The organism is Chryseobacterium sp., from assembly GCF_029240215.1.
Taxonomy (GTDB): Bacteria; Bacteroidota; Bacteroidia; order Flavobacteriales; family Weeksellaceae; genus Chryseobacterium.
In genome coordinates, this window is sequence record NZ_JARBTK010000007.1 from 75,100 (window position 1) to 99,000 (window position 23,901).

Annotated in this window: 20 protein-coding genes and 1 riboswitch; of the genes, 8 read left to right on the forward strand and 12 right to left on the reverse strand. The window is 34.0% G+C overall.

Going from position 1 to position 23,901, the window contains the following annotated elements; genetic code table 11:
• Positions 1-162 precede the first annotated feature (162 nt).
• Positions 163-1,581: an HD domain-containing protein gene (locus tag K0R77_RS13850; RefSeq protein ID WP_300353494.1), complete on the forward strand. Its 1,419-nt coding sequence runs from the start codon at positions 163-165 to the stop codon at positions 1,579-1,581.
• 87 nt (positions 1,582-1,668) lie between these two features.
• Here the strand turns inward: K0R77_RS13850 and K0R77_RS13855 are convergent, their stop codons facing one another.
• From K0R77_RS13855 to K0R77_RS13865, 3 genes are all read right to left on the reverse strand, one after another.
• Positions 1,669-2,712, reverse strand: coding sequence for a DUF5074 domain-containing protein (locus tag K0R77_RS13855; RefSeq protein ID WP_300353497.1), 1,044 nt, complete (start codon positions 2,710-2,712; stop codon positions 1,669-1,671).
• 13 nt (positions 2,713-2,725) lie between these two features.
• Positions 2,726-4,456 carry a TonB-dependent siderophore receptor gene (locus tag K0R77_RS13860; RefSeq protein ID WP_300353500.1) on the reverse strand — a complete coding sequence of 577 codons (1,731 nt, stop codon included), beginning with the start codon at positions 4,454-4,456 and terminating at the stop codon, positions 2,726-2,728.
• A gap of 136 nt (positions 4,457-4,592) precedes the next feature.
• Positions 4,593-4,770, reverse strand: a riboswitch (cobalamin riboswitch).
• A 299-nt stretch (positions 4,771-5,069) separates the two neighbouring features.
• The gene (locus tag K0R77_RS13865) at positions 5,070-5,552 is read right to left on the reverse strand and encodes a cytidine deaminase (RefSeq protein ID WP_300353503.1); all 483 of its coding nucleotides are present in this window, start codon (positions 5,550-5,552) and stop codon (positions 5,070-5,072) included.
• 107 nt (positions 5,553-5,659) lie between these two features.
• On the opposite strand from K0R77_RS13865, the gene namA reads away from it, so the two are divergent.
• The 6 genes from namA to polA all read left to right on the forward strand — a co-directional run bounded on the left by namA (position 5,660) and on the right by polA (position 11,615).
• Complete coding sequence (gene namA, locus K0R77_RS13870) at positions 5,660-6,712, forward strand: NADPH dehydrogenase NamA (protein WP_300353506.1); 1,053 nt, start codon at positions 5,660-5,662, stop codon at positions 6,710-6,712.
• Positions 6,713-6,741: 29 nt separating this feature from the next.
• Positions 6,742-7,023, forward strand: a complete 282-nt coding sequence (locus K0R77_RS13875; protein ID WP_300353508.1) for a DUF2752 domain-containing protein — start codon at positions 6,742-6,744, stop codon at positions 7,021-7,023.
• Between the two features lie 33 nt (positions 7,024-7,056).
• Positions 7,057-7,386: a CCC motif membrane protein gene (locus K0R77_RS13880; protein ID WP_300353510.1), complete on the forward strand. Its 330-nt coding sequence runs from the start codon at positions 7,057-7,059 to the stop codon at positions 7,384-7,386.
• Positions 7,387-7,735: 349 nt separating this feature from the next.
• Entirely contained in the window at positions 7,736-8,140 is a 405-nt protein-coding gene (gene tssD / locus K0R77_RS13885; RefSeq protein WP_300353513.1) for a type VI secretion system tube protein TssD, read from the forward strand.
• 116 nt (positions 8,141-8,256) lie between these two features.
• Positions 8,257-8,649, forward strand: coding sequence for a hypothetical protein (locus K0R77_RS13890; protein WP_300353516.1), 393 nt, complete (start codon positions 8,257-8,259; stop codon positions 8,647-8,649).
• A 98-nt stretch (positions 8,650-8,747) separates the two neighbouring features.
• Positions 8,748-11,615, forward strand: a complete 2,868-nt coding sequence (gene polA / locus K0R77_RS13895) for a DNA polymerase I (protein WP_300353519.1) — start codon at positions 8,748-8,750, stop codon at positions 11,613-11,615.
• Between the two features lie 45 nt (positions 11,616-11,660).
• Here polA and K0R77_RS13900 read toward each other — a convergent pair whose 3' ends face one another.
• The 4 genes from K0R77_RS13900 to K0R77_RS13915 all read right to left on the reverse strand — a co-directional run bounded on the left by K0R77_RS13900 (position 11,661) and on the right by K0R77_RS13915 (position 14,590).
• On the reverse strand, positions 11,661-12,614 hold the full coding sequence (locus tag K0R77_RS13900; protein ID WP_300353522.1) for a Fic family protein: 954 nt from the start codon (positions 12,612-12,614) through the stop codon (positions 11,661-11,663).
• Between the two features lie 51 nt (positions 12,615-12,665).
• A complete protein-coding gene (locus tag K0R77_RS13905) occupies positions 12,666-13,064 on the reverse strand; it encodes an immunity 22 family protein (protein ID WP_300353525.1) in 399 nt (132 codons plus the stop codon).
• A gap of 231 nt (positions 13,065-13,295) precedes the next feature.
• Positions 13,296-13,859, reverse strand: a complete 564-nt coding sequence (locus K0R77_RS13910; protein ID WP_300353528.1) for a DUF4256 domain-containing protein — start codon at positions 13,857-13,859, stop codon at positions 13,296-13,298.
• A gap of 20 nt (positions 13,860-13,879) precedes the next feature.
• Positions 13,880-14,590, reverse strand: a complete 711-nt coding sequence (locus K0R77_RS13915; protein ID WP_300353531.1) for a hypothetical protein — start codon at positions 14,588-14,590, stop codon at positions 13,880-13,882.
• A 299-nt stretch (positions 14,591-14,889) separates the two neighbouring features.
• Between K0R77_RS13915 and K0R77_RS13920 the strand changes: the two genes are divergently transcribed.
• Positions 14,890-17,757, forward strand: a complete 2,868-nt coding sequence (locus K0R77_RS13920; protein ID WP_300353905.1) for an insulinase family protein — start codon at positions 14,890-14,892, stop codon at positions 17,755-17,757.
• Between the two features lie 221 nt (positions 17,758-17,978).
• On the opposite strand, the gene K0R77_RS13925 is transcribed toward K0R77_RS13920, so the two are convergent.
• The 5 genes from K0R77_RS13925 to K0R77_RS13945 form a co-directional block, all read right to left on the reverse strand.
• The gene (locus K0R77_RS13925) at positions 17,979-19,058 is read right to left on the reverse strand and encodes a GNAT family N-acetyltransferase (RefSeq protein ID WP_300353533.1); all 1,080 of its coding nucleotides are present in this window, start codon (positions 19,056-19,058) and stop codon (positions 17,979-17,981) included.
• The gene (locus K0R77_RS13930) at positions 19,055-20,014 is read right to left on the reverse strand and encodes a polysaccharide deacetylase family protein (protein WP_300353536.1); all 960 of its coding nucleotides are present in this window, start codon (positions 20,012-20,014) and stop codon (positions 19,055-19,057) included. The genes K0R77_RS13925 and K0R77_RS13930 overlap by 4 nt, the downstream gene beginning before the upstream one ends.
• Positions 20,015-20,176: 162 nt before the next feature.
• Positions 20,177-22,318, reverse strand: coding sequence for a S46 family peptidase (locus K0R77_RS13935; protein ID WP_300353539.1), 2,142 nt, complete (start codon positions 22,316-22,318; stop codon positions 20,177-20,179).
• A gap of 204 nt (positions 22,319-22,522) precedes the next feature.
• Positions 22,523-23,104, reverse strand: a complete 582-nt coding sequence (locus tag K0R77_RS13940) for a Crp/Fnr family transcriptional regulator (protein WP_300353542.1) — start codon at positions 23,102-23,104, stop codon at positions 22,523-22,525.
• 127 nt (positions 23,105-23,231) lie between these two features.
• Entirely contained in the window at positions 23,232-23,876 is a 645-nt protein-coding gene (locus K0R77_RS13945; RefSeq protein ID WP_300353545.1) for an MgtC/SapB family protein, read from the reverse strand.
• Between the last annotated feature and the right edge of the window lie 25 nt (positions 23,877-23,901).

Genomic DNA, 23,901 nt, shown 5'->3' on the forward strand with positions numbered 1-23,901 from the left:
AATTATCTTTGCAAAATAATTTAACCATTAAGAAGTCGGAAATTTAGCTTTAAACCTGAAAATCTGGTGTCTTAGTGGTTTTACATTAGATAAAGCTTCACAATTATCAAAAGTGATTGTAAATCTAATATCTAACATCTAATATCTAACATCTTTTAAAAAATGTTCATCAATCTTAATCAAAATAAAAATCTTAAACTTTTCAAAATAATTTCTGAAGTCGCAGCAGCAAATAATCAATCGGTATACATCGTTGGCGGATTTGTGCGGGATCTTCTGATGAAAAGAGAAGCTTCTACAGATATTGATTTTGTGACCGAACAAAGCGGAATCGAACTTGCCCAAAATGTGGGTAAGGAAATCGATCCTAAAATGAAAGTTTCCGTTTTTAAAACCTATGGAACAGCGATGATCAGATATAAAGATCTCGAACTGGAATTTGTAGGCGCCAGAAAAGAAAGCTACACCGAAGACAGCAGAAAACCTGAAGTGGAAGGTGGAACGATTGAAGACGACCAGAAAAGAAGAGATTTTACGATCAATGCGATGGCAATTTCTCTAAATAAAGATAATTTTGGAGAACTGATCGATCCTTTTGACGGAATTGGCGACTTGGAGAAAAGTATTTTAAGAACACCTTTAGAACCTGCACAAACCTATTCCGATGATCCGTTGAGAATGATGAGAGCAGTGCGTTTTGCTTCAACTTTAAATTTTAAAATAGAAGAAAATTCGTTAAATGCAATCAGACAGGAAGTAGAAAGAATTAAAATTGTTTCGATGGAAAGAATCATGGTTGAATTTAATAAAATCATGCTTTCAAAAAAACCTTCTGTCGGTCTTCAACTAATGGAAGAAACGGGTTTAATGAAACTGATTATTCCTGAATTGATCGAGCTGAAAGGCGTAGAAGAGGTGGAAGGACAAACCCATAAAGATAATTTTTACCATACTTTGGAAGTGGTTGACAATATTTCCGAAAATACAGACAATCTTTGGCTGCGTTGGTCTGCACTGCTTCACGATATCGGAAAAGCTCCCACCAAAAAATTTGTTGAAGGAACAGGCTGGACTTTTCATGGACATGAGTTTTTAGGTTCAAAAATGACAAAAAATATTTTTCAGAAATTGAAATTACCTTTGAATTCTGATATGAAATACGTTCAGAAAATGGTAAAACTTTCTTCTCGTCCGATCGCATTGATCACCGATGATGCTTCGGATTCGGCTTTAAGAAGACTATTGTTTGATGCCGGAGAAGATATGGAAGATCTTTTTACACTTTGTAAAGCGGATATTACAACCAAAAACTCAAGAAAACAGGAGAAATTCAAGAAAAATTTTGAATATGTTGCCGTAAAAATAAAAGAGGTTGAGGAAAAGGATCAGGTGAGAAATTTCCAGCCGCCAATTTCAGGAGAAGAGATCATGGAGATGTTTAATCTGAAACCCGGAAGAGAAATCGGAATTTTAAAGGAAAAAGTAAAAGAAGCAATTCTTGAAGGCGAGATTGCCAATGAGAAAGAAGAAGCGAGAAGTTTTGTGATTGCAGAAGCTGAGAAATTGGGATTGACGTTATAATTTTTTTATCTTAAATATTAAAAAGCCTTGGCGGTTTCGAAGAAACCGCCAAGGCTTTTTAATATATGAACTATATCTAATTAAAAATTAGTTTGGATAAACGCTTGTTGATCCCATTCCTGTTTTAAATTTTGTAATCAAAGTTCCTGAAGTTGTATAAACGCTCATTTCACTTGCCTCAGTAAATGATTTAACGTCAGACGTGAAAATTCTTCCGTCTACTACAGAAAATCCGTATAAAGTAAAATATTGTCCTCCATCAACTGCAGTTATGATAGGTGTTGCAGGAACTGCGGTTGCATTCATGTCCATAGAATAAATTTTATTGTATGAGCTGAAAAAGAATCTTCCGTTATCAATCTGAAGGTGTGTTCCGTTTGCAATACCAGTAAGAGTAGTTGTTTTCACTATTGCTCCGGCTGCAGAGATCTGATAAATGTAAGAATCTGTAGTTCCTTCCGCTATTGTATACACATTATTATTGTAAGCAATTGTTTTGTTGATATTTCCGTTTGGCAGAGCTATCGGAGTACCTTCGATTTCGTTTGTAGTTGTGTTGATCTTTGTGATTTTATTTCCGAAGCTGTATGTAGAATTTTGCACAAAAACATTTCCACCGGCAACTACAACTCTTTCAACGGTATCTGTGAAATTAATTTTTTTCACGAAAGATAAATCTGAAGTCCTATAAATATTTACAGATTTTGGACCGTTGTATCTGTCATTAGAAACATACAACATATTATTGGCAACCGCCATGTAACGAGGATTGTCTAGCTGACTTGTAATTTCTCCTGTTTTTTTGAATGTATAACGGTTTACTACCTGAATTTTGTTTGAATTGTTCAGTAAAAGATAAGCCTGATCTCCGCTGTAAGCAATAGTCTGTAGCACATCACCTAAGTTTTCATTTGCATTATTAGCTTTATAGATGTCATTTTGCACAAAATTCAGATCTTTAGTGATAAAACTTACGTCAGCATTAGGTACTCCAAAGTTTCCTTCATTGGTAATCAGATAACCGTTTTCATAAGTTGGGCTTGTTACCATTTCTTCATATTCAGAAGAACACGAGATGTTGAATAATAAAACCAATCCTAAGATAAGCTGTAAAAATCTAGTTATTTTCATAATATATTTAATTTTAAAAATTTATTGTTCCTGTGATACTGTAATTTCTTTTCGGTAAAGGATAATACGCTACTGTTTCATAAATAGTATCTGTAATATTATTGACCTTAAATCCTAAAGTATATTTTTTCAAAATCGTAAAAGAAGATCCGGCATTCATCACGAAGTAGGGCTGTAATGCTTTTGGTCTGCTTTCGTCAGTTGTTGTGTATGTCAAACCGTTGAACATTCCCTGAGCATAAACTTTCAGAAATTTATACTGATAATCTGCATTCATAAAAACTTTATGCAACGGAACGTAGGTCAGTTGCCTTTGAGTTTCCAGATTGGTTGATTTTGTATAAATATATCCTGCGTTAAGTTTGATAAAATGGTTGTTAAACTGTTTTTCATAAGTTAATTGAGATTCCAAACCATAAGATTCTACTTTATTTGTATTAAATGGAGCCCAATAGCCTAATCCTGTATCAAGCCATCGAATCATATCAGTTATTCGCATAAAGTAAGGTGTAATGCTTAGTTTAAAATCTTTCACTATAAACTCATGATTCATATCTGCCTGATAGGAAGTTTCAGGCTTTAAATCAGAATTTCCTCCCGGAGTCCAATAAAGGTCGTTGAATGAAGGAAACCTGAAGTTTTTTGATAGATTTAAATTTAAATTATACCAGTCAGCAACTTTCCCCTTCCCTGAAAAAGAATATAAAACGGGTGAACTGTAACCTTCTACAAAATCTTTTTTTATACCGGCTTCAAAACGAAGGTTTGATGTTGCAAAATATCTCAGTAAACCGGCAATTGAGCCTACATTTCTGCTCACTCTTCCAATTCCGGAATCGCCCTGTCCTTCTCCCTGATTTTGCTGAAATTCTCCAATTGCATTCACATTCCATTTCGGACTGATAAAATAATTGAAGTCGTTTTTTACGATATAGTTTTTATTGATTCCGCCACTTGTACTTGGAGCATTATAAATTCCGAAATATTGAAAATTGTCTTCAGTGTAAGCGGTTTTAAGACTGTTTGCAAATTTATTTTTATTAATATCCCACGATAGCAAACTTCTTACAGTTTGAGCTTCATATTTGCTTCTGTTGCCGTTTTCAGAAAAAATAGGATAGTTCTGCGTCGCATCATAAAACTGACTTTGCCACGATATTTTTTGTCTGTCAGCAATTTTGTAGGAAATTCCGATATTGTATGTAGTATTGTAGAACTTTCCGTTTCTGTTGATATAATTTTGTGCTTCCGGAACTTCATAATCGTTTTCGCTGATCACGTAATTTCCCGAAGCTTTAAAACTAAATTTTTCATTACTATAAGAAGCTTTTAGAAAATTATTAAAAGTTCCGAATGAAGCAACTTCCGAATTAAATGTTCCGTTAAAACCTTGATTGAAGTTCAAATCATTATTTAAATGAATGCTTCCTCCAATCGCACCACTTCCGTAAATAACACTTCCGCCACCTGATTTTACTTCCATATGATCGTACCCGAAAAGTGCAATATTATTCACATCTCCCTGTCCTAAAAACTGAGAATTGATATTAATTCCGTTCCACACAAAAGCTGTTTGTTGCGCTGTAGTTCCTCTGAATGATGGAGAAGAAACCGCACCACGACCGTTTTCTTTAATATAAACTGGTGATTGAAAACGTAAAACCTCGGAAAGATTGGATGAATTTTTTTGAATGTCAGCGGGAGTCAAAGTAGTAATCTTATGAAAAAGTTTAACCTTATTCATTTGATTGTCAAAAATATATACAGTATCAATGCTTTTCTCTTGACCGAAGTATAGAGATAGATTGCATACGGCGAAAACGAAGACTAAAGATCTTTTTATACCCATATTATTTATGCCTTTCCTCCGAAAGCAATGACTAATTTGTTTAAATGTTGGCAGGTCTCCTGACTTTCGTTTTGCTACACCTTCCCGCGTTGGCAGTGGCTTTTTGTAGAAAATGTTGATACGATTTACAGTTGCGGGGACAGTCTGGGATTTTCGCCCAATTCCCTATTAATTCCAATACCTTGGAAACCAAAATTTTTGCAAATATAGGTTTTTAAATCTAGTAAGCAAAACAAGCTAAAAACTCTGGAAAAAGTAATAATATGACTGAAAAGAATGTGATTATCAATACAAAGTTTGTCATATAAAGGAATCTGAACCGCAATATTAAAAACAGTTTAGATTTCTGCGAAATGACAAAACCGCAATCTTTATCAGTTTTTGAAATAAAACTATTTATTAACCACAAAGTTTGTCATTTCGTAGAAATCTCAACAGCAATATGAAAATAGGTTAAATTTCTAGAATGAAAAAGAAATTGAGCTTATAATTAAAATGTTATTTATTTCTATAAAAAAGTCGAATCAAAATAAAAAGGCAGCAAATCTTTAATTGAATTCACCTTAAAAGTTTCCTCATTCAGATTTGAAAAATAAACATCAATATTTTCGTTCTGTTTCGTTTCATATTCCATTAAGCTTTGTCGACAAGCTCCGCAAGGAGGAATAGGCGGAGTTTTTTCTGAAAACTTTCTCGGTCCGCCGATAATAAATATTTTTTTGATCTTCAGGTCCGGAAAATTGGCACCAATCCAGAATAATGCAGTTCTCTCCGCACAAAGCCCGGAAGGAAAAGCCGCATTTTCCTGATTATTCCCCGAATAAATTTCACCATTCTCAAGCAAAACTGCACATCCTACCAAAAAATCGGAGTAAGGAGCGTACGCACTTTCGCGCGCCGCTTTTGCTCTTTCAAAAAGCTTTTTCTCAATCTCATTCAGTTCGCTGCTGCTTTTGAAGTGGTCGTATCCGATGTGTATATTTTTTTTCATTTTGTTTCCGTAAAAAGGGGGATAAATGTAGCCCTTTTTGATGAAGCTGGCAATATCTTTGTTACAATACTAAATTTGTAATTTTAAACTTTTAAAAATTAAATTCAATGCTATATACTCCGATAAAATTTAGAAATGTAGAACTGAAAAACCGTTGGGTAATGTCACCGATGTGTATGTATTCTTGCGAAAATGGGTTAGCGAATGATTTCCACTTTGTACATTACGGAAGTCGTGCTCAGGGCGGAACAGGTTTAATTATGGTAGAAGCGACCGGAGTTGAACCTCGTGGAAGAATTACCAACCACTGTATGGGAATCTGGAATGACGAACAAGCCGGGAAACTTCAGAAAATTGTAGAATTCGTACATAAAAATTCAGATTCGAAAATAGGAATTCAGATTGCTCATGCAGGAAGAAAAGGCTCGACTTGGGAAAATAAACAGATTTCTTTGGAAGAAGGTTGGGAAACAATTGCTCCAAGTCCAATTCCTTATCATCCAAGTGAAAGAATTCCCCATGCGTTATCGGTAGAAGAAATTAAAGATATGGTTCAAAATTTCAAAGACGCAGCCAAAAGAGCGGTGGATGCAGGTTTTGATGTCATTGAAATTCATGGCGCACATGGATATTTGGTTCATCAGTTTCTATCGCCGTTGTCAAACATTAGAACCGATGAGTATGGAGGAATTTTTGAAAACCGAATCCGATTTTTATTGGAAATTGTTGATGCCGTTAATGAAGAACTGAATGAAAATGTTGCGTTATTTGTAAGAATTTCTGGAACAGAATATGCCGAAAATGGCTGGAACATCGAAGACAGTGTGAAATTGGCTAAAGAATTGAAAAATCATTCTGTAGACTTGGTTGACGTGTCAAGTGGCGGTAATATTCATGGGGCAAAAATTTCTGTTTTTGATGGTTATCAGGTTCCGTTTTCTTCGCAGGTTAGAAATGAAGCAGAAATAAGAACCGGAGCAGTAGGTTTGATTACTAAAGTTGAGCAAGCTGAAGAAATTCTTCAGAAAGGCGATGCCGATTTGATTTTTGTAGCAAGAGAAATCTTAAGAAATCCGTACATTGCCGTTCAGGGATCATTTGAAATGAAAGAAGACAGTTTTTTTCCGCATCAGTACCTTAGAGCCAAAATTTCTTCTTAATTTTAGCATCATCAAAATCAAAATAATATATGAAGATTGAAGACTTTATGCTGCCTTGTCCGAGTAAAAAATTCCTGGGAATAGAATGTTTCGGATGTGGTACACAGCGAGCAATTGTGTTGGTTTTTGAGGGGAAGTTTGCAGAGGCATTTCATATGTTTCCTGCTGTGTATACTTTACTCTTGTTTTTTGGTTTTGTAGTCTTAAATTTTCTGGACAGAAAAAGAAATTATGGGCAGGTGTTGATATTTTTAGCAATTATTAACTCACTAATCATGGTATTTTCCTACTTTTATAAACATTTTTTTTAAATCAAAATATTAAACATTAAAAAATCAGAAATTATGAATCAACAAAAATTACCTAATGCCACGGCGGTACTTGTTTTAGGAATTGTATCAATCGTTTCATGTTGTTGCTACGGTATTCCCGGACTTATCACCGGAATAATCGGTCTTGTACTGTACAAAAAAGATAACGCTTTGTACCAGCAAAATCCAACATTATATTCAGATTACAACAATTTGAATACTGGTAGAATTTTAAGTATAATTGGTATTGTCTTGAGCGTACTCTATATACTTTATTTAATCTTTGCAATTGCATTCATCGGATTTGATGCTCTTTCAGATCCTGAATTGATGCAGGAAAGATTAAGGGATTTACAAAATTAATAACATTAATAATAAAATTTGAACCGCAGCAATGCGGTTTTTTTTTTGTTTTAAGATTATAATTTAACTTCAAATTGATTTACTAATTATTCCCAATTCGTCTTAAATTCTCATAAAATTTTCAAATTAAAGTGAATTTTATATAATTTGAATATCTTTAAAGTGCTTGCTGAAAAGGATTTTCAGCAATTTAAGTCAGAAGTCGTAGAATTACTACACCAAATCGTAGTTCTACTACAAAATATGAATTAAAGGTGTGAAAACTTTCTTTAAAAGATCTTTGGCTCTATCTTCGCTATAGATAAAACACCAAATCACAAAATATTAACTGTTTAAAATTTACAAAATCATGGCAGACAATTCAAGAGGAACCTTAAAATTCAACGGTAGCGAAGGGCAAAAATTATTAAAGCTGAATTACAGCGTATCAAGGTCTACAGACGTTTCCGGACGTGTAGCTTCTGATCCTTCCAACGCAATCATTAAGCTTACCATCGAGGCTACAGAGAAATCTGAAATCTTGGAAAGTTTGTTAAATGGTAAATACAAGCCTACAACCGGAGAGATTACATTTAATAAATCTCACGAAGAAGGAACTTTAATTACACTAAACTGGGAAAACGGTTATGTAATCCAGCACGAAGTGGACTTCGATGCAGTAGATCAGAATTCTATGCTCATCAGCTTTATTGTAAGTGCAGAAACGATCAACTACGGAAATTCTGAATACAAAGGAATTTGGCCGGGAGTTTAACATCACTTAGTTACATTAAAATTTTATAATAGCTTACTTGTAAAAAAAGTAGGCTATTTTTTGATTTCTGAATTAATTTTAAAAAATTAAATAAACATCACTAAAAATATTTGAATATGAAAAAACTGATTTTTACACTGATCATCGTTACAGTTTCATTTGTTACAACCTTACACGCTCAAAGCAATACACTCACAAAAACTACATGGCAGGTCGAAAAAATAAATGATGACGGAAGTGCGGTTTTCAAAAAGGCAAAATCTATCAAATTTCCTTCTGAACAGCCCAAAATTAATTTTCTGCAATTTGAAGAAGACAGAAATTACCGCACAGGAAATACCTGTTTTCATATGATGGGAAAATACAGTGAATATAATAACAACCAGGTTGAAATTTCGGAAGGTGTAGCAGATATGGCTGAAAATTGTAAAGAACCAAAAACACTCAAGGGACTTTATAATTTTAAAATTACTAAAGATCGACTGGAGCTGATTCCTGTAAAAGAATAACTTTTTTGAAAGATGATTATCTTTAAATTTTAAATCTCAACCCGAAATTCTCAGAAAAAAACATTCCTATTTTCTTATATTTGTTCATTATTCAAAATATGGACGCAACACAAGACAAAAGGCTTTTTCTTATTGATGCTTATGCAATGATTTTCAGAGGATATTATGCATTGATCAGAAGCCCGAGGATTACAAGTACAGGAATTGATACTTCAGCAATATTCGGCTTTACAAACTCACTGATCGAATTGATCAGACGCGAAAGACCTACGCATTTGGCAGTTGTCTTTGATGTCGGACAGGCGAGTATCAGAACCAATGATTTTGCAGAATACAAAGCCAACCGAAGTGAAACTCCCGAAGCCATCAAAGTTGCCATCCCATATCTTCACAGAATTTTGGATGCCATGCATATTCCGCATTTGGGTGTGGAAGGTTATGAAGCTGATGATTTGATCGGAACTCTGGCCTGTAAAGCCGAAAAAGAAGGGTACACCACTTTTATGGTGACTCCCGATAAAGATTTTGCCCAATTGGTTACCAATAAAATTAAAATATATAAACCGGGATTAAAAGGTGGAGACATCGAGATTCTGGGTGTTGAAGAAGTAAAAGCAAAATACGGGATTGAAGATCCGAAACAGGTGATCGATTTTCTTGCTATGATGGGTGATGCAGTTGATAATATTCCCGGATTGGATGGTGTTGGTGAAAAAACAGCCATGAAATTCCTACAGGAATTCGGAAGTATAGAAAATCTTCTCGCCAATACCGACAAATTAAAAGGCAAGATCAAAGAAAAAATAGAAGCTTCTGCCGAGCGTGGAATTTTATCTAAAAAATTAGCAACCATTATTTGCGATGCTCCCGTTGAATTCCATCAGGAACAATATGATCTTGAAACTCCTGATTTTGAAAAAGTAAAAGAAGTTTTTGACGAAATTGAATTCAAAAGGCTGTATGAAAATCTGTATCGTGCTTTTGCTCCTACCGAAACGGTTACTGTAAAAACGACAGTTATTGAAACGGATGGCGTGGTAATAAGCGAAACCGAAGTTTCAGCTTCCGAAACTCCGCAGCAGAAAGTTGCCAGAAATGTTGGTCAGCTTGACCTTTTCGCCAGCTTTGAAGAACTCGATCAGGCAACTTCAACAAAAGATACGATTATAGAAAATGATCATTTATATCAGTTTGTTGACAATCCTAAAGCGCAGAAAATTTTAGTTCAGAATCTTTTAAAGCAGAAAGCTGTTTGTTTTGACACAGAAACAACTTCATTGAACGAACTGGAAGCCGAATTGGTCGGAATGAGCTTTTCCTACAAAAAAGGTTTGGCATATTATATTCCGCTTTCGGAAGACCAGGGTGAAGTTTTGCAGACTCTGGAAATTTTCAGACCGTTTTTTGAGAAGGAAGATTTGCTGAAAATTGCCCACAATTTAAAATATGATTATAAAGTTCTGAAACAATACGATGTTACGGTAAAAGGCGCGATGTTCGACACCATGATTGCCCATTATCTTTTAAATCCGGACGGACGACACGGAATGGATTATCTTTCAGAAGTTTATTTAAATTACAAACCCGTTTCCATCGAAACCATTATTGGTAAAAAAGGAAAAAATCAAGGGAATTTCAGAGATGCTGATTTACGGACACAAACCGATTATGCAGCCGAAGATGCTGATGTAACGTTTCAATTATACGAATTATTTGCGCCACAATTAAAAAAAGAAAACCTTGAAGATCTTTTCTACAATATAGAAATGCCTTTGATGGAAGTTTTGGCTAAAATGGAATTAGAAGGAATTTCATTAGATGAAAAATGGCTGGCTCAGGAAAGCATCGATCTTGAAAATGATTTAAGACAGCTAGAAGCCAAAATATTTGAAATTTCTGGTGAAGAATTTAATATGAATTCGCCAAGACAATTGGGAGATGTTTTGTTTGATAAAATGCAGCTCGATCCGAAAGCCAAGAAAACAAAAACCGGACAGTATGCAACTTCCGAAGATGTTCTTCAGAAATTAGCTTCAAAACATGAGATTATTCAGCATATTTTAGAGTATAGAACCTATCAGAAACTGAAATCAACCTATGTAGATGCTTTGCCTTCGCAGATTGATAAAGATGACAATCGTGTACACACCAATTTCTCACAAACAACGGCTGCAACAGGTCGTTTGGCGAGTGTAAATCCGAATTTGCAGAATATTCCGATCCGTACTTTGAGAGGTCAGCAAATCCGTGGAGCATTTGTTTCCGCTGAAGGAAAGAAAATCATTTCTGCCGATTATTCTCAGATCGAATTGCGTCTTATTGCCGAAATTTCGGGTGAAGACAATATGATCAAAGCGTTTCAAGATGGGGAAGATATTCACGCTTCTACGGCTGCTAAATTATTCAATATTCCATTGGAAGAGGTTTCAAAAACACAGCGTGGACAGGCAAAAACAGTTAATTTTGGAATTCTATACGGTCAGGGAGCTTTTGCGTTAGCCGAACAAACAGGTTTATCCAGATCTGAAGCCAAACAAATGATAGAAGCGTATTACGAAACCTACCCGAAATTGAAAGAATATATGGCGGAGCAAGTGAAAAGAGCTCGTGATATCGGTTATGTAGAAACTATTTTAGGGAGAAAACGCCATTTAAAAGATATCAATTCCGGAAATTTTGTGGTTCGAGCTCATGCTGAAAGAAATGCTGTTAATGCTCCCATCCAGGGAAGTGCGGCTGATGTTGTGAAAATGGCGATGATTAAAATTCAAAAAGAATTAGAGAAAGAAAAATTGAAAACAAAAATGTTGCTTCAGGTGCATGACGAATTGGTTTTCGAATCTCCTATTGATGAGGTAGAAGTTGCTACAAATATCATTAAAACAGAAATGGAAAATGCCATTGAAACGCAGGTTCCGTTATTGGTTGAGGTTGGAGTAGGGAAGAATTGGCTGGAAGCGCATTAGAAAATATTGAGTACTTCCGCAATTATTATTGCGGAAGTCTTTATTTTATAACTTTTTATAAACACTTGTTTTTTTATCTCCTGATTTTTCAATTAAACCTAATTCAACTGCATTTTTTAAATCTCTACTTGCGGTTGCAGAAGAAATTTCTGAGAATTTTTTCATATAATCTTTTCTCGAAAATTCATCAATATTATTCTCTAAAAAGATTAAAATTCTGTCATTTGTGGTGAGTTTTCGAATAGAATTAGCTAATAATTCAGAAAGTGATTCATCAATAATTCCCAACATATACTCGATGAATTTTGTCGAATGACCTTCTTTGTCAGATTGAGATAGCGCGTGATAATATTTTGTCTGATTGTTCGCTATGAGAGTTTCAAAAGGTAAAAACTCAAATATCGGAAATTCATTCATTAAGATCAATGTCTGCCAAAGCCCTCCCATCCTTCCGTTTCCATCCAAAAAAGGATGTATAAATTCCATCTCATAATGAAAAACACAACTTTTTATTAAACTCAATTCAGAACTTTCTTTTAAATAAGAAAAAAGATCTTTCATCAGATAAGGAACATTTTCTGATGGAGGTGTAATATGTTCTACTTTTGAACCTTTCATTATTCCAACTCCTTTAGTTCTGTATTTTCCGGGATTTTCAATCAGACCTGTCATCAAAATTTTGTGAGCCTTTAAATAATCTTTTTCGCGAGTAAATTTTAATTGATTTAATTCCTGATAAATTTTTAAAGCGTTTACAACCTCGGTAATATCTTTCTGAGGCCCTAAAACTTTTTTATTTTCTAAAATTGCAGTTATCTGATCTTCTGAGAGTGTATTACCTTCAATATTCAATGAAGAATGAATGGTTTTAATCTGATTTTGTTTTCTAAGTCTAGGATTGTTTTTAATTAAATAAGTAGCATTTACTTCTCCGATTTTCTGAGAAATGCTGGAAATTAAATTTAATATTTGAGAAGTAATCTGATACGGTGGTTTCATAGTGATACTATCATTTGATACTATCAAAGGTAATGAAGTTAATTTAAAATTTTAATACTCAAACTCAATCCCACCCATATAAACCAACGAAAAATCATCCGTTTCCACAGAAACAGGCTTAGGAATCTGTCCCTGACTTACGAATATTAAAGAATTGATTTCAAATTTCAATTCCGACAAATTGATTTTGTGCACCAGTTCCGGAAGCCATTGATCGGCAAATGAATATTCTGAAAAATTTTCGTAGATATTATTACTTAGATTTTCAAAACCATATTCTGCCAAATCACCGTCAAACCAAACTGTATCTTGTGATTCTGCAAATTTTGAGATATAATTGTCGTCATCTTCTTCATTCAGATAATAGTTGTCATCTTCTTCAACAAATTGTAAGAACTGTTCTTCTGAATTAAAATTCCCTACCCAAAAATCTAAAATCTGTGTATTCATACCTAATTTTTTGAAGCGTCAAAGGTAAGATTAATAGTTTTATATTAAAAGTTTTCGATGATTTTACAAGAGTGGATTGTGCAAACCGTCAGTTCGAGTAGATTTTGAAAAAAATCGTATCGAGAACTTGTCGGATAGTAAACAAATTTTGTTTTTATTCTCACTGGTTCCCGATACATTTTTCTCCATTTCATTCCAAAAAATACTCGAACTGACGCAAGGAAAAATAGATTAAACTTTCAAAACTCCACGAAAAGCTCTTGCTGCATAATAAGAATTGGCTCCGTTGTGATATAGAAAAACAGTATCATACCTTCTGTCACAAAATAATGCGCCTCCTAAAACTCTGATTTCTTTTGGAGTTTTGATCCAGCTTGATGTTTTGAGATCAAATTTTCCTAAAGTCTGCAAAAATCGATATTGGGTTTCATCAAGAATTTCTACGCCCATTTTTGCTGCGACTGTAAGTACATCATTTTGTGGTTTGTTGTCTTTTCTGGAATCTAAAGCTTCACGGTCATAGCAAAAACTTCTTCTGTCTTTCGGGCTTTCTGCCGAACAGTCAAAAAATACATATTCATCAGATTTTTGATCATAGTCAACAACATCGGGTTCACCGCCTGAGATTTCCATTTCATTGAGTGACCAAAGTTTTGAAGGGTTTGCTTTTAATTTTTCTTCTATTTTAGCCCATTTCAAATCGTTGTGACGAGTTTTGTTTTTTTCAAAACGCTGCTGAAGAACATCAAGTAATTCTGTCGTTTCTCTTTCTGATAATTGTTTTTTTGTTGACATTGATGAGTGTTTTTTTAATTTTAAGGAAAATAGTTCAGCATGTTGTTGGGAAGATCATATTCGTAAATCTTGTCATTTTCAGGATCGATGTAAAGCCATTGAAAAGTGTTGATTTTATGTTCAGACTCTGCGTAAAATCCTAAAACATAGTAATCTTTATTTTCTCTGTTTCGCTTTTCTACGGAATATCCAAGATCTTCTTTATTCTTGATCGTTAATTTGATTAAATCTTTCTTAGAATTGGCGACATAATATTCTGCAAGTTGATAGAGATGATCGCGGTAACTCTCTGACAATTGATCTTCTTTCGAGAAATGATATTTTATTTCTTTGCCATATTCTTTTCTGAATTTTGAAACATTTCCGTTTTTGATTTTTTTAGCAGAGACTATCCATTCTGCATTTTGCGGCGTTTCTCCGTCTCCCGCTATATAAATAGAATCATTTTTCCATTCGATCGCAATAATATCGCCTCTCAGAAAACTTCTGTCATTATTTTTATCGTTGACAAATGTGATTTCTTCTTTTCCTTTTTTTCCGTTCAGTTGAGAATAATCAAAATCATCATTATACGAAACAAATTCAATCGTATCGTGTTTTATGGAATCTCTTTTAGCAACAATTTGCTTAACGATTTCTGTTTCCGGCTCATCTGTGGATTGATTTTTAGGTTCAGTCGGTGTGCAGGACGAACAAAAACTTAAAAATAAAAGCACAACAATCACTCGCATATTTTTTTATTTGAAATTTAAAAATAGTAAAATTTAATGAAATCAAACAGAGTGATTCAACCTTCTGTATCACCTGAATTTCCGCAAGATTTAGGAAATTTTAATAACCGGAATGAGTTGTGTTTTCATATTTGAATATGAATTGATCCAAATTAAATGTAAGAAATATATTTAATTAACGTTTAAAATAAATTACTATTATAGATTTAATATAAACAAAATAGGCAGGTCTTATTTTTTGAATCCTTACATTTGTAAGGCATTCGGATTTTATTAAAAGAATGATAATGAATTTATATATGATTGATAGAAGATACAAGGAAACAATTCATACCGATACAAACAACTACCAATACACCACAGTCACCCACGACGAAAATAAAGTCAGAATTTACACCTTGAAAAACGGATTGAAAGTTTTTCTGGCACAGAATTTTGACGCTCCGAGAATCCAGACATATATTCCTGTAAGAACGGGAAGCAATAATGATCCTTCTGATAATACAGGTTTGGCGCATTATCTTGAACACATGATGTTCAAAGGAACGTCTAAGATCGGAACACAAAATTGGGAGAAAGAAAAAGTTTTGATTGAGCAGATCTCAGATTTGTACGAGCAGCATAAGGCCGAACAAGATCCTGAAAAGAAGAAAGAGATTTATAAAAAAATCGATGAAGTTTCTCAGGAAGCCAGTCAGTTTGCGATTGCCAATGAATATGATAAGATCATCTCGTCTCTTGGTGCGAGTGGAACTAATGCCCATACCTGGTTTGACGAAACGGTTTACAAAAATAATATCCCGAATAACGAACTCGAAAAATGGCTGAAAGTCGAGAAAGAAAGATTTTCAGAAATGGTTTTGCGACTTTTTCATACAGAATTAGAATCGGTTTATGAAGAATTCAACCGTGCACAGGACAACGATTCACGTTTGGTAAACGATGCTTTGATGGAAGCCCTTTTTCCTACACATCCGAACGGTCAGCAAACGACTTTAGGCAAGCCGGAACACCTCAAAAATCCTTCAATGAAGGCGATTCATAAATATTTTGATGAATATTATGTTCCGAATAATTATGCGATGGTTTTGGTGGGTGATTTAGATTTTGAAGAAACTGTAAAGCTTGTAGATCAGTATTTTGGAGCAATTCCATATAAAGAATTACCAAAAAAAGAATCAATCGTTGAACAGCCGATGACTGAAATTGTTGAAAGAACAGTGTACAGTCCCACTACGCCGAGAGTTCAGTTAGCTTGGAGAACTGACAGTTATGGCACAAAAGAAGCAATGCTTGCAGATGTTATTGCCAATATTTTAAGCAACAGAGGTGAAGCAGGATTGTTAGATTTAAATATCAATCAGACGCAGAGAATGCTTTGGGCACAAGCTTATTCTTTAGGTTTAAAAAATTACGGATTTTTTTCAATAGTTGCCATCCCTAAAGAAAACCAAACGTTATCGGAAGCTGTTGAAATGGTTTTGGAGCAGATCAAATTGGTGAAAAAAGGAGAGTTTCCGGATTGGATGCTTCCTGCGATTATCAACGATTTTAAGATTCAAAGAATGAAAGGGCTAGAAACTGCCGGAGGTTTAGCAAACAATCTTTATGACACCTACATTAAAGGCAGAACCTGGGAACAGGAACTGAATGAGATGGATGAATATGCCGAAATCACAAGAGAAGAAGTAATCACTTTTGCAAATGATTTCTTCAAAGATAATTATGTAATCATCAACAAAGAAAAAGGTGTTAACGATAAATTATTGAGAGTTGATAATCCCGGAATTACTGCAATAAAAATCAATCGTGATGCGCAATCTGAATTTTTAAAGGAAATCGTAAATGAAAAAACAGAAGATATTCAGCCGGAATTTATTGATTATCAGAAAGAAATAACAACAGATGTTGTTAAAGATAAAAAGATAAGTTTCGTTAAAAATAAATACAATGAAATTGCACAGGTTCATTTCATTTTTCCGTTCGGAAGTGATAACGACCGCGAATTGGGGATTTCTACACAAATTTTACAATATCTCGGAACCGACAGATTTTCACCTGAAGATCTGAAAAAAGAGTTTTTTAAAATTGGAATTACCAACGATTTTAAAACGACTTCAGATCAGCTACAGATCTCGTTGAGCGGGCTGGAAGAAAATATGGAGAAAGGCATCGAACTGCTTCAGCACTGGATGAAAAACGTGCAGCCTGATCAGGAAATTTACAATCAGTTTGTAGAAACGATTCTGGAAAATCGTGAAGCCGTAAAGAAAGATAAAAACCGCATCATGAATGCTTTGACGAATTATACGAAGTTCGGGAAAGGCTCGAGATTTTTAGATTTTCTTTCGAAAGATGACCTTCAGAATGCAAAAGTAGAAGAGTTTACAGAGCGTATCAGAAATTTATTTAAATTCCAATATCAGATATTTTTCTACGGAAAAGATTTTGAGAAATTTAAACAGGAAATTGAAAATTTCATTGAAACTCAAAGCCGTACAATTGCTGATCCGAAAATATATCCAGAACCGGAAACCGTAGGAAATGTCTATTTCACCAACTACGATATGGTACAGATGGAGATGAGTAAGATAGGAAAGGGACATAATGTGAACACGGAAAATTTTGGTAAAATCAATGTTTTTAATGAATATTTCGGGCGCGGTCTGTCATCGATTGTCTTTCAGGAAATCCGTGAGAGCAAAAGTTTGGCATATTCAGCATACGTTTCTTACTCGCCCAGTGCAGAAATCGGACATCCCGATTACATCACAACTTACATCGGAACTCAACCGGATAAATTGCAGATCGCCGTTGATACGATGACAGAACTGATGGATGAACTTCCTGAAGTGACCACTCAGTTTGAAAATGCGAAAAATGCCGCATTAAAGCAGATTGCTTCAACAAGAATTACCAGAACGAATATATTTTTTAATACTTTAAGACTGCAAAAACTGGGAATTACCCACGATTTCAGGAAAGATATTTACGGTCAGATTGAAAGTTTGAATTTTGAGGAAATCAGACAGTTTTATCAGACAGAAATAAAATCAATCCAATTCAATACAGCGATTATCGGAAAAAAAGAAAACCTGAATCTGGAAGCTGTTGAACAAATGGGAAGCTTCAAAGAAGTTGATCTGGAAGAGATTTTTGGGTATTAACTCATGTTAAATTCTTCTTGTATAAAGATCGATTTGTTTAGATTCCTACGGAATGACAATGTGGATGATATTGTTAGCATTTATTCATTTTTTAAACTGTTTGTCATTCCGAAGGAATCTCGATTCTTTTGTTATTTATCGATGTTTAGATTCCTGTGGAATGACAAACAGTTTAAAAAAAATATTCTGAATATTAAAATTAATGATCAGCTTAGTTATGATTAAGTCATAAGACAATCCCCATCACCATCCTGAAAATCAGGATTGAAATTTTTCGGAAGATGATCTAAAAATTCCTGATGAAACATATATCTTCTTTCGATTTTTCGTTGATGGATATTCGGAAAAGACATATTTGAATTAATCTTTTCGTTCAGTTCTTTTTGATAGCTCGTCATCATTTTTACCCTATGTTCGACGATGAAATAGCTTAAAAAATCAATGAATTGGGTCAGGTCAGAATTTGTAAATAAGTAAGGGATTTTCAGATGACCATCTCTTAACATCAAAAGCGAGCAGGTAATCAGATTATTGTTATCACAATAAACCTTCACCCAAAAGTATCTGAAACTTTGAGAATAACTTGAAAATAAATATTTCTTATCTTCCGTTTCACCTTCCAGAATCCAAGGGTTTTCAATTGCCAGATTGATTTCGTCCGCATTCCGGTTACTTTTAAATGTTGTAATGAAATCTGCACTTTCAGCGTCTGGTTTATCAAGAATTTCAAAAGGAAAACTCGGCTGCTTTACATAACTGTTTTTGATAGAAATGAAAAAGTTGCCAACAGAATCAGCAATTTTAAAAACGGGTTTGAAAGGTTTTGTTTTTTCTTTTTTTGATGGAATAATAGTTTCCAGATCTGCTCTGAAATAATATCTCTTTCCGTGCTTAGGTTTGATGTATTTAAAAACACCGATTTTTCGGTATAAACTTTCAGCTTCTTTTGTAAATTCCGTTATAGCGATATTTCCCTGATATTCTTCAAAGGCTTTATTTAGGAGAGTTTGGGCAATTCTCTTTCCACGAAACTGATTGCTGATAAAAAGTGTGCTTAACCATGCATAATTAAATGGTTTACCATCAATGGTAAACTCATCGGGAAGACAACCTATATATCCCGCCAACTGATCATCATCGAATGCTAAAATCAATAAAGTCTGATCATCATTTGCTTTGGGATTTGTGATGTGTGACTTTGCCCGATGCGCAGTAATAGGAAGAAAATCATAGTTTTGAAATTCTCCGGATGATACAAAATTGTCAAGCTGTTTTTTATTTAAGGTTTTTAAATGAATCATTTCCGGGTAATTATATTTTTATTCAAAAGCTTTTTAAATTTATAGTAGGCAATTTCTTTCTTTAAAGTTTGAGAAGCATTTTCTCCGGTTTCCATGGGGATTCTCTGAAGGTTTTTATCGATGCTGTCTATTTTAATTCCTGCACATCCAAAACTGTATGAAAGCTGTTCATTTTTAAACAAATTTTCAAAAAAATCTTTTCGCACACCAAAATCGGTAAAAGGAAATGCAAAACAGTCATCTGAAAAACTGTTTTCTTTGGTATAATTTAAACTTTTTATCGTGTTTTCGAGCTGATCTTCAAGCGGTAATTCACAGTACAAAGGATGATCCCAACTGTGTGCTGAAATTCCGAAACCTTTTTCTGTGAGCGTTTTAAGCTGAGAAAAATCCAAATATGGTTTTTGTTTTTTTAGATATAAACTAAAATCAATCTCCAGTGTTTCAGCAATCTGATCAAGCCTGGTTTTATTTTTGTAATTAATTTTTAAAACTTCTTCAATGTTAATTTCAGTTTTTTTTGATTTAGAAGATTTGATTGTATCAACAATTAAACTTGCTTTGCAACGGAACATCAGATCTTTATTGTCAATAAATGCAGGATTCACAAAGTTGATTGCATAAATTCCTTTTCTTTCCAAAATAGGTGTTATGATGTCATAAAACTCTCTGAAACCATCGTCAAAAGTGAGTAAAGCTATTTTTTTCTTAGGCTTAAAATGTCCTTTAAAGAAATTTTTAAATTCATCCCAATTCACAAATTGAAAATACCTTGAAAAGTAATCTAAATCGTTCTCAAATTGCTTTATATTTTTATACTTGATAATGTGATTGAGGTGCGGAATATTTTCATCAGAAACACAGTGATAAACAGGCAAACAGTAATCTAAAGGAAATGATTTTTCAATATTTTCCTTTTCAAAAACGGCTAAAAAATCTATCAGTTTCTGTTTCATATGTAGATATTTACTGTTTTTTAGTGTCATATGGAATCGCCTATCTTCATACTTACTATATGTCAATATCAGTCATGGCGATTTCATTAAAATAAAAAAGAATCTATCTAAATGGCTCAAAAATTGAGGTTTAAATAGATTCTTATGATGTTTAAAACGAAATTACTTCACAATTTTCATCTCATTGATCAGCCATTTAGAATCGGCAAATTTATCAACGATGAAAAGAATATATTTCGTGTCAACCATTATGTTTCTGCTGAAACGAGGATCGTAATTGATGTCACTCATCGTTCCTTCCCACTGTCTGTCGAAGTTTAATCCTACCAGATTTCCGTATGCATCTAAAGCCGGACTTCCGGAGTTTCCTCCCGTTGTATGGTTGGTTGCGGTAAATCCTACAGGAACGTCACCGCTTTTATCTTTGTAGTTTCCGAAATCTTTTTTGTCATAAAGGTCAATCAGTTTTTTTGGAACATCAAATTCATAATCTCCCGGAACGTATTTTTCCATTACACCTGCCAAATGCGTTTGGTAATCATAAGTTACAGCATCTTTTGGTGTTGAACCTTTCACTTTTCCATACGTTACACGAAGAGTAGAATTGGCATCAGGAAAGAATTTTCTGTCTTTGTCGGTTGACATTTGCTGAGCTATATATTTCTTTTGTAAAGCATCAATTTTTGCCTGTAAAGAAGTAAACTGAGGATCGGCAGTTTTCATGTAAGTATCTTTAATGCTCATGAAAAGCTGATAAACAGGGTCTTTTTTTATGGTCTTGATTAATTTGTCCTGATTGGAAAAAGCTTTATCAATATCTGTGCTTAAAGAAGCTCCGTTTACCGTTGATCTTCCTGTGATTGCTGAATTTTTAGAAATTTCCTCAATTGCTGTGATGTTTTGCGCTTCGTTTTTATATTTCTCAAAACCGGCAGGTAAAAATTGCGGAGCCGTTTTATTTGCGTATAAAGCTAAAAGTTTGGCAGTTACTTTAGCATCCAGTTCTGCGCTGTAATCTTTATAGAAAGATGTCAGTTTATTTTTGAATGCTGTAGTTCCTTTTTCATCCATTCTTCCTGCTTCTACGGAAGTGATGTAGTTTGAATAAAGATTCGCAAGTGAGAATGTTTCGGCATTTCTTACAACTTCTGAGTAATAAGCATTATTTAAAGCATAAGGAGCCTGATCCTGGTACAATTTATTCAGTTCGTCTAAAGTTGTTTTTATTTGAGGATTTTTTGAAACCAGAGAACCCTCATACATTACTTTTTTCTGTACTGCATTTGATTTTTTAAGACCTTCAACCTCACCGATCCATTTTTTCCAGTAATTGGCAACTGAAGCAAATTTTGAAGCATATTTGATACGTGTGGCATCGTCGGCACGCATTTTTTCATCTAAAGTTTTCAATGCAACGTCACGTACAGCGATTCTTGCAGGATCAATTTCTGTCATGATCTTTTCAACAGCGATTGCAGGAAGATATTCTGTCGTTCTTCCTGGAAAACCGAATACGAATGTAAAATCATTTTCAGCCTTATCTTTTATAGAAACCGGAAGATAATGCTTCGGAATGTATGGAACATTGTCTTTAGAATATTCTGCAGGTTTGTTGTTTCTGTCAGCGTAAATTCTGAACATAGAGAAATCTCCCGTATGTCTTGGCCAAACCCAATTGTCAGTATCACTTCCGAATTTTCCGATGCTTTGCGGTGGTGCTCCTACCAAACGAACGTCTTTGTATGTTTCGATTACATAAGCATAAAATTTATTTCCGTAATACATTGATTTCACAGAAATCGACTGATATGGTTCTGTTTTTTGCGAATTTTTGTAAATTTCAATATTGGTAGCAATCTTTTTCGAAAGTTCAGGTTCCTGAAGATTGTCTGTATTTTCTAAAATCTGATTGGTAACTTCTTTGATGTCAACGATAAAATCAACGGTCACTCCCGGATTTGGAAGTTCGGTTTCCATATTTTTTGCCCAGAAACCATTTGATAATAAATCATTTTGAACGGTAGAATGTGCCTGAATCTGACCGTAACCGCAGTGGTGATTGGTTAAAAGCAAACCTTTCGGCGAAATAATTTCTGCAGTACATCCACCATTGAACTGTACTACAGCATCTTTTATACTTGGTTTTTGTGTGTTGAAGATATCTTTGGCAGAGATTTTCATTCCAAGGTCTTTCATTTCCTTTTCATTTAATTCTGTGGGAATCCACATTCCGCCATATTGCTGAGCTATTCCCAGTGAAAAACTAAAGAATGCTGAAGCAATTAAAATATTACGTTTTATCATTACAAAAAAATTTTGTCTAAAATACGGATTTAATTTTCTCTGAAAAAAGAAAACCCTTCCGAATTTTTATTCTGAAAGGGTTGGGAGTTTATATCTTTTAGATTATTAGTCTACCTTAATTTCTACAAATATTGTTTCACCATTTGTGTCTCTTAAGTGGTAGCAAAATTAAACAATCTTTTTGCACGAAGAAATGAACCTATGTTAAGAAATTTGTTTTCTGATACGGCTTAATGCCTGCGGAGTGATTCCCAAATAAGAGGCAATATATTTTAACGGAATCTGAAGTACATATTCCGGATAGGTTTTCAGCAAATTTAAATATCTTTCTTCAGCCGAATACATCAAAAGTGACATTTCTCGCTGTGCTTTTCTTACATACAGCCCTTCAGCGGAAATTCTGCCAATATAATTTCCTATTTCGGTAGTCTTATATAAATCCTGAAGATCTTGATGATGAATTCTGTAAATAACAGTATTCTTCAATGTTTCAATATTGTAGTGACAAGGTCTTCTTGTAATAAAAGAATCATAAGCACTGCAAAACATATTTTTTACGATGAATGAAAATGTGATTTCCTTCGGTGGCTCTGTAGGATGAGGCTTGTGCACAAAAAACCGGATGATTCCTTCAGATATGAAATATAAGTAGTCTTCGGTCTCACCCTGTCTGAGTATTAATGTTTTTTTTGGAATTTCTAACCGTTCAAATTTAACGGTGTGGAGTAAGGCTAAATCTTTAGGAATTCCTAAAACCGAGACATAAAATTGTATTAAATCATCCATAAATTATGGAAAGCAAAATTACATAATCAAAATGATTTTCAATATTATATTATAGATTTTAACGTTTATCATTCATTAAACACAGAATAATTAACGTTGAAATAGTAATAGCCTAAAAAACTAAAATCTAAAATTCAAAGGCATTGACTTTATCATCATATTTCAACTGCTCAATAAAATGGTCATGATTTTTGTGTTTCCCGGTCAACATCCAGACTGTAGTGATACTTTCTTTGGTGAATTTTTGCCGTACAACGAAAAATTTTAATTTGTTTTTTTTAAAGACATTTTCAAAATATTCTAAATCTTCCAATCTGGTGAGTACAATTTCATATTCTCTGATCTTATGATTGTTGTCGATAATATTCTGTAAATAGGTAAGCGAGCTTAAGACCAGTAAAACCAAAACGGTTCCCAATATAGAAAGATAAACATATCCCGAACCAACTGCCATTCCGATAGATGCAGTTCCCCAGATAGTGGTCGCAGTAGTGATTCCGTCAATTTTATTACCGCTTTTGAAAATTACTCCAGCTCCTAAAAAACCTATTCCTGTGATAATATTTGCAGCTAAACGATCGGGATTCTGTACTCCGATTTTTATGGAAAGAATTGTAAAAAGACATGATCCGAAACAGACCAGAATAAAAGTGCGTAATCCTGCGGATTTGTTTTGATATTCCCGTTCAGCACCAATGAAAAGTCCCAGAATAACCGAAATGAAAATCAAAAGCAGTTCGTTATGCACAGAGTGGTCTTTTAAAAATTCCATTGATCATATTTTTATTGATAATAAA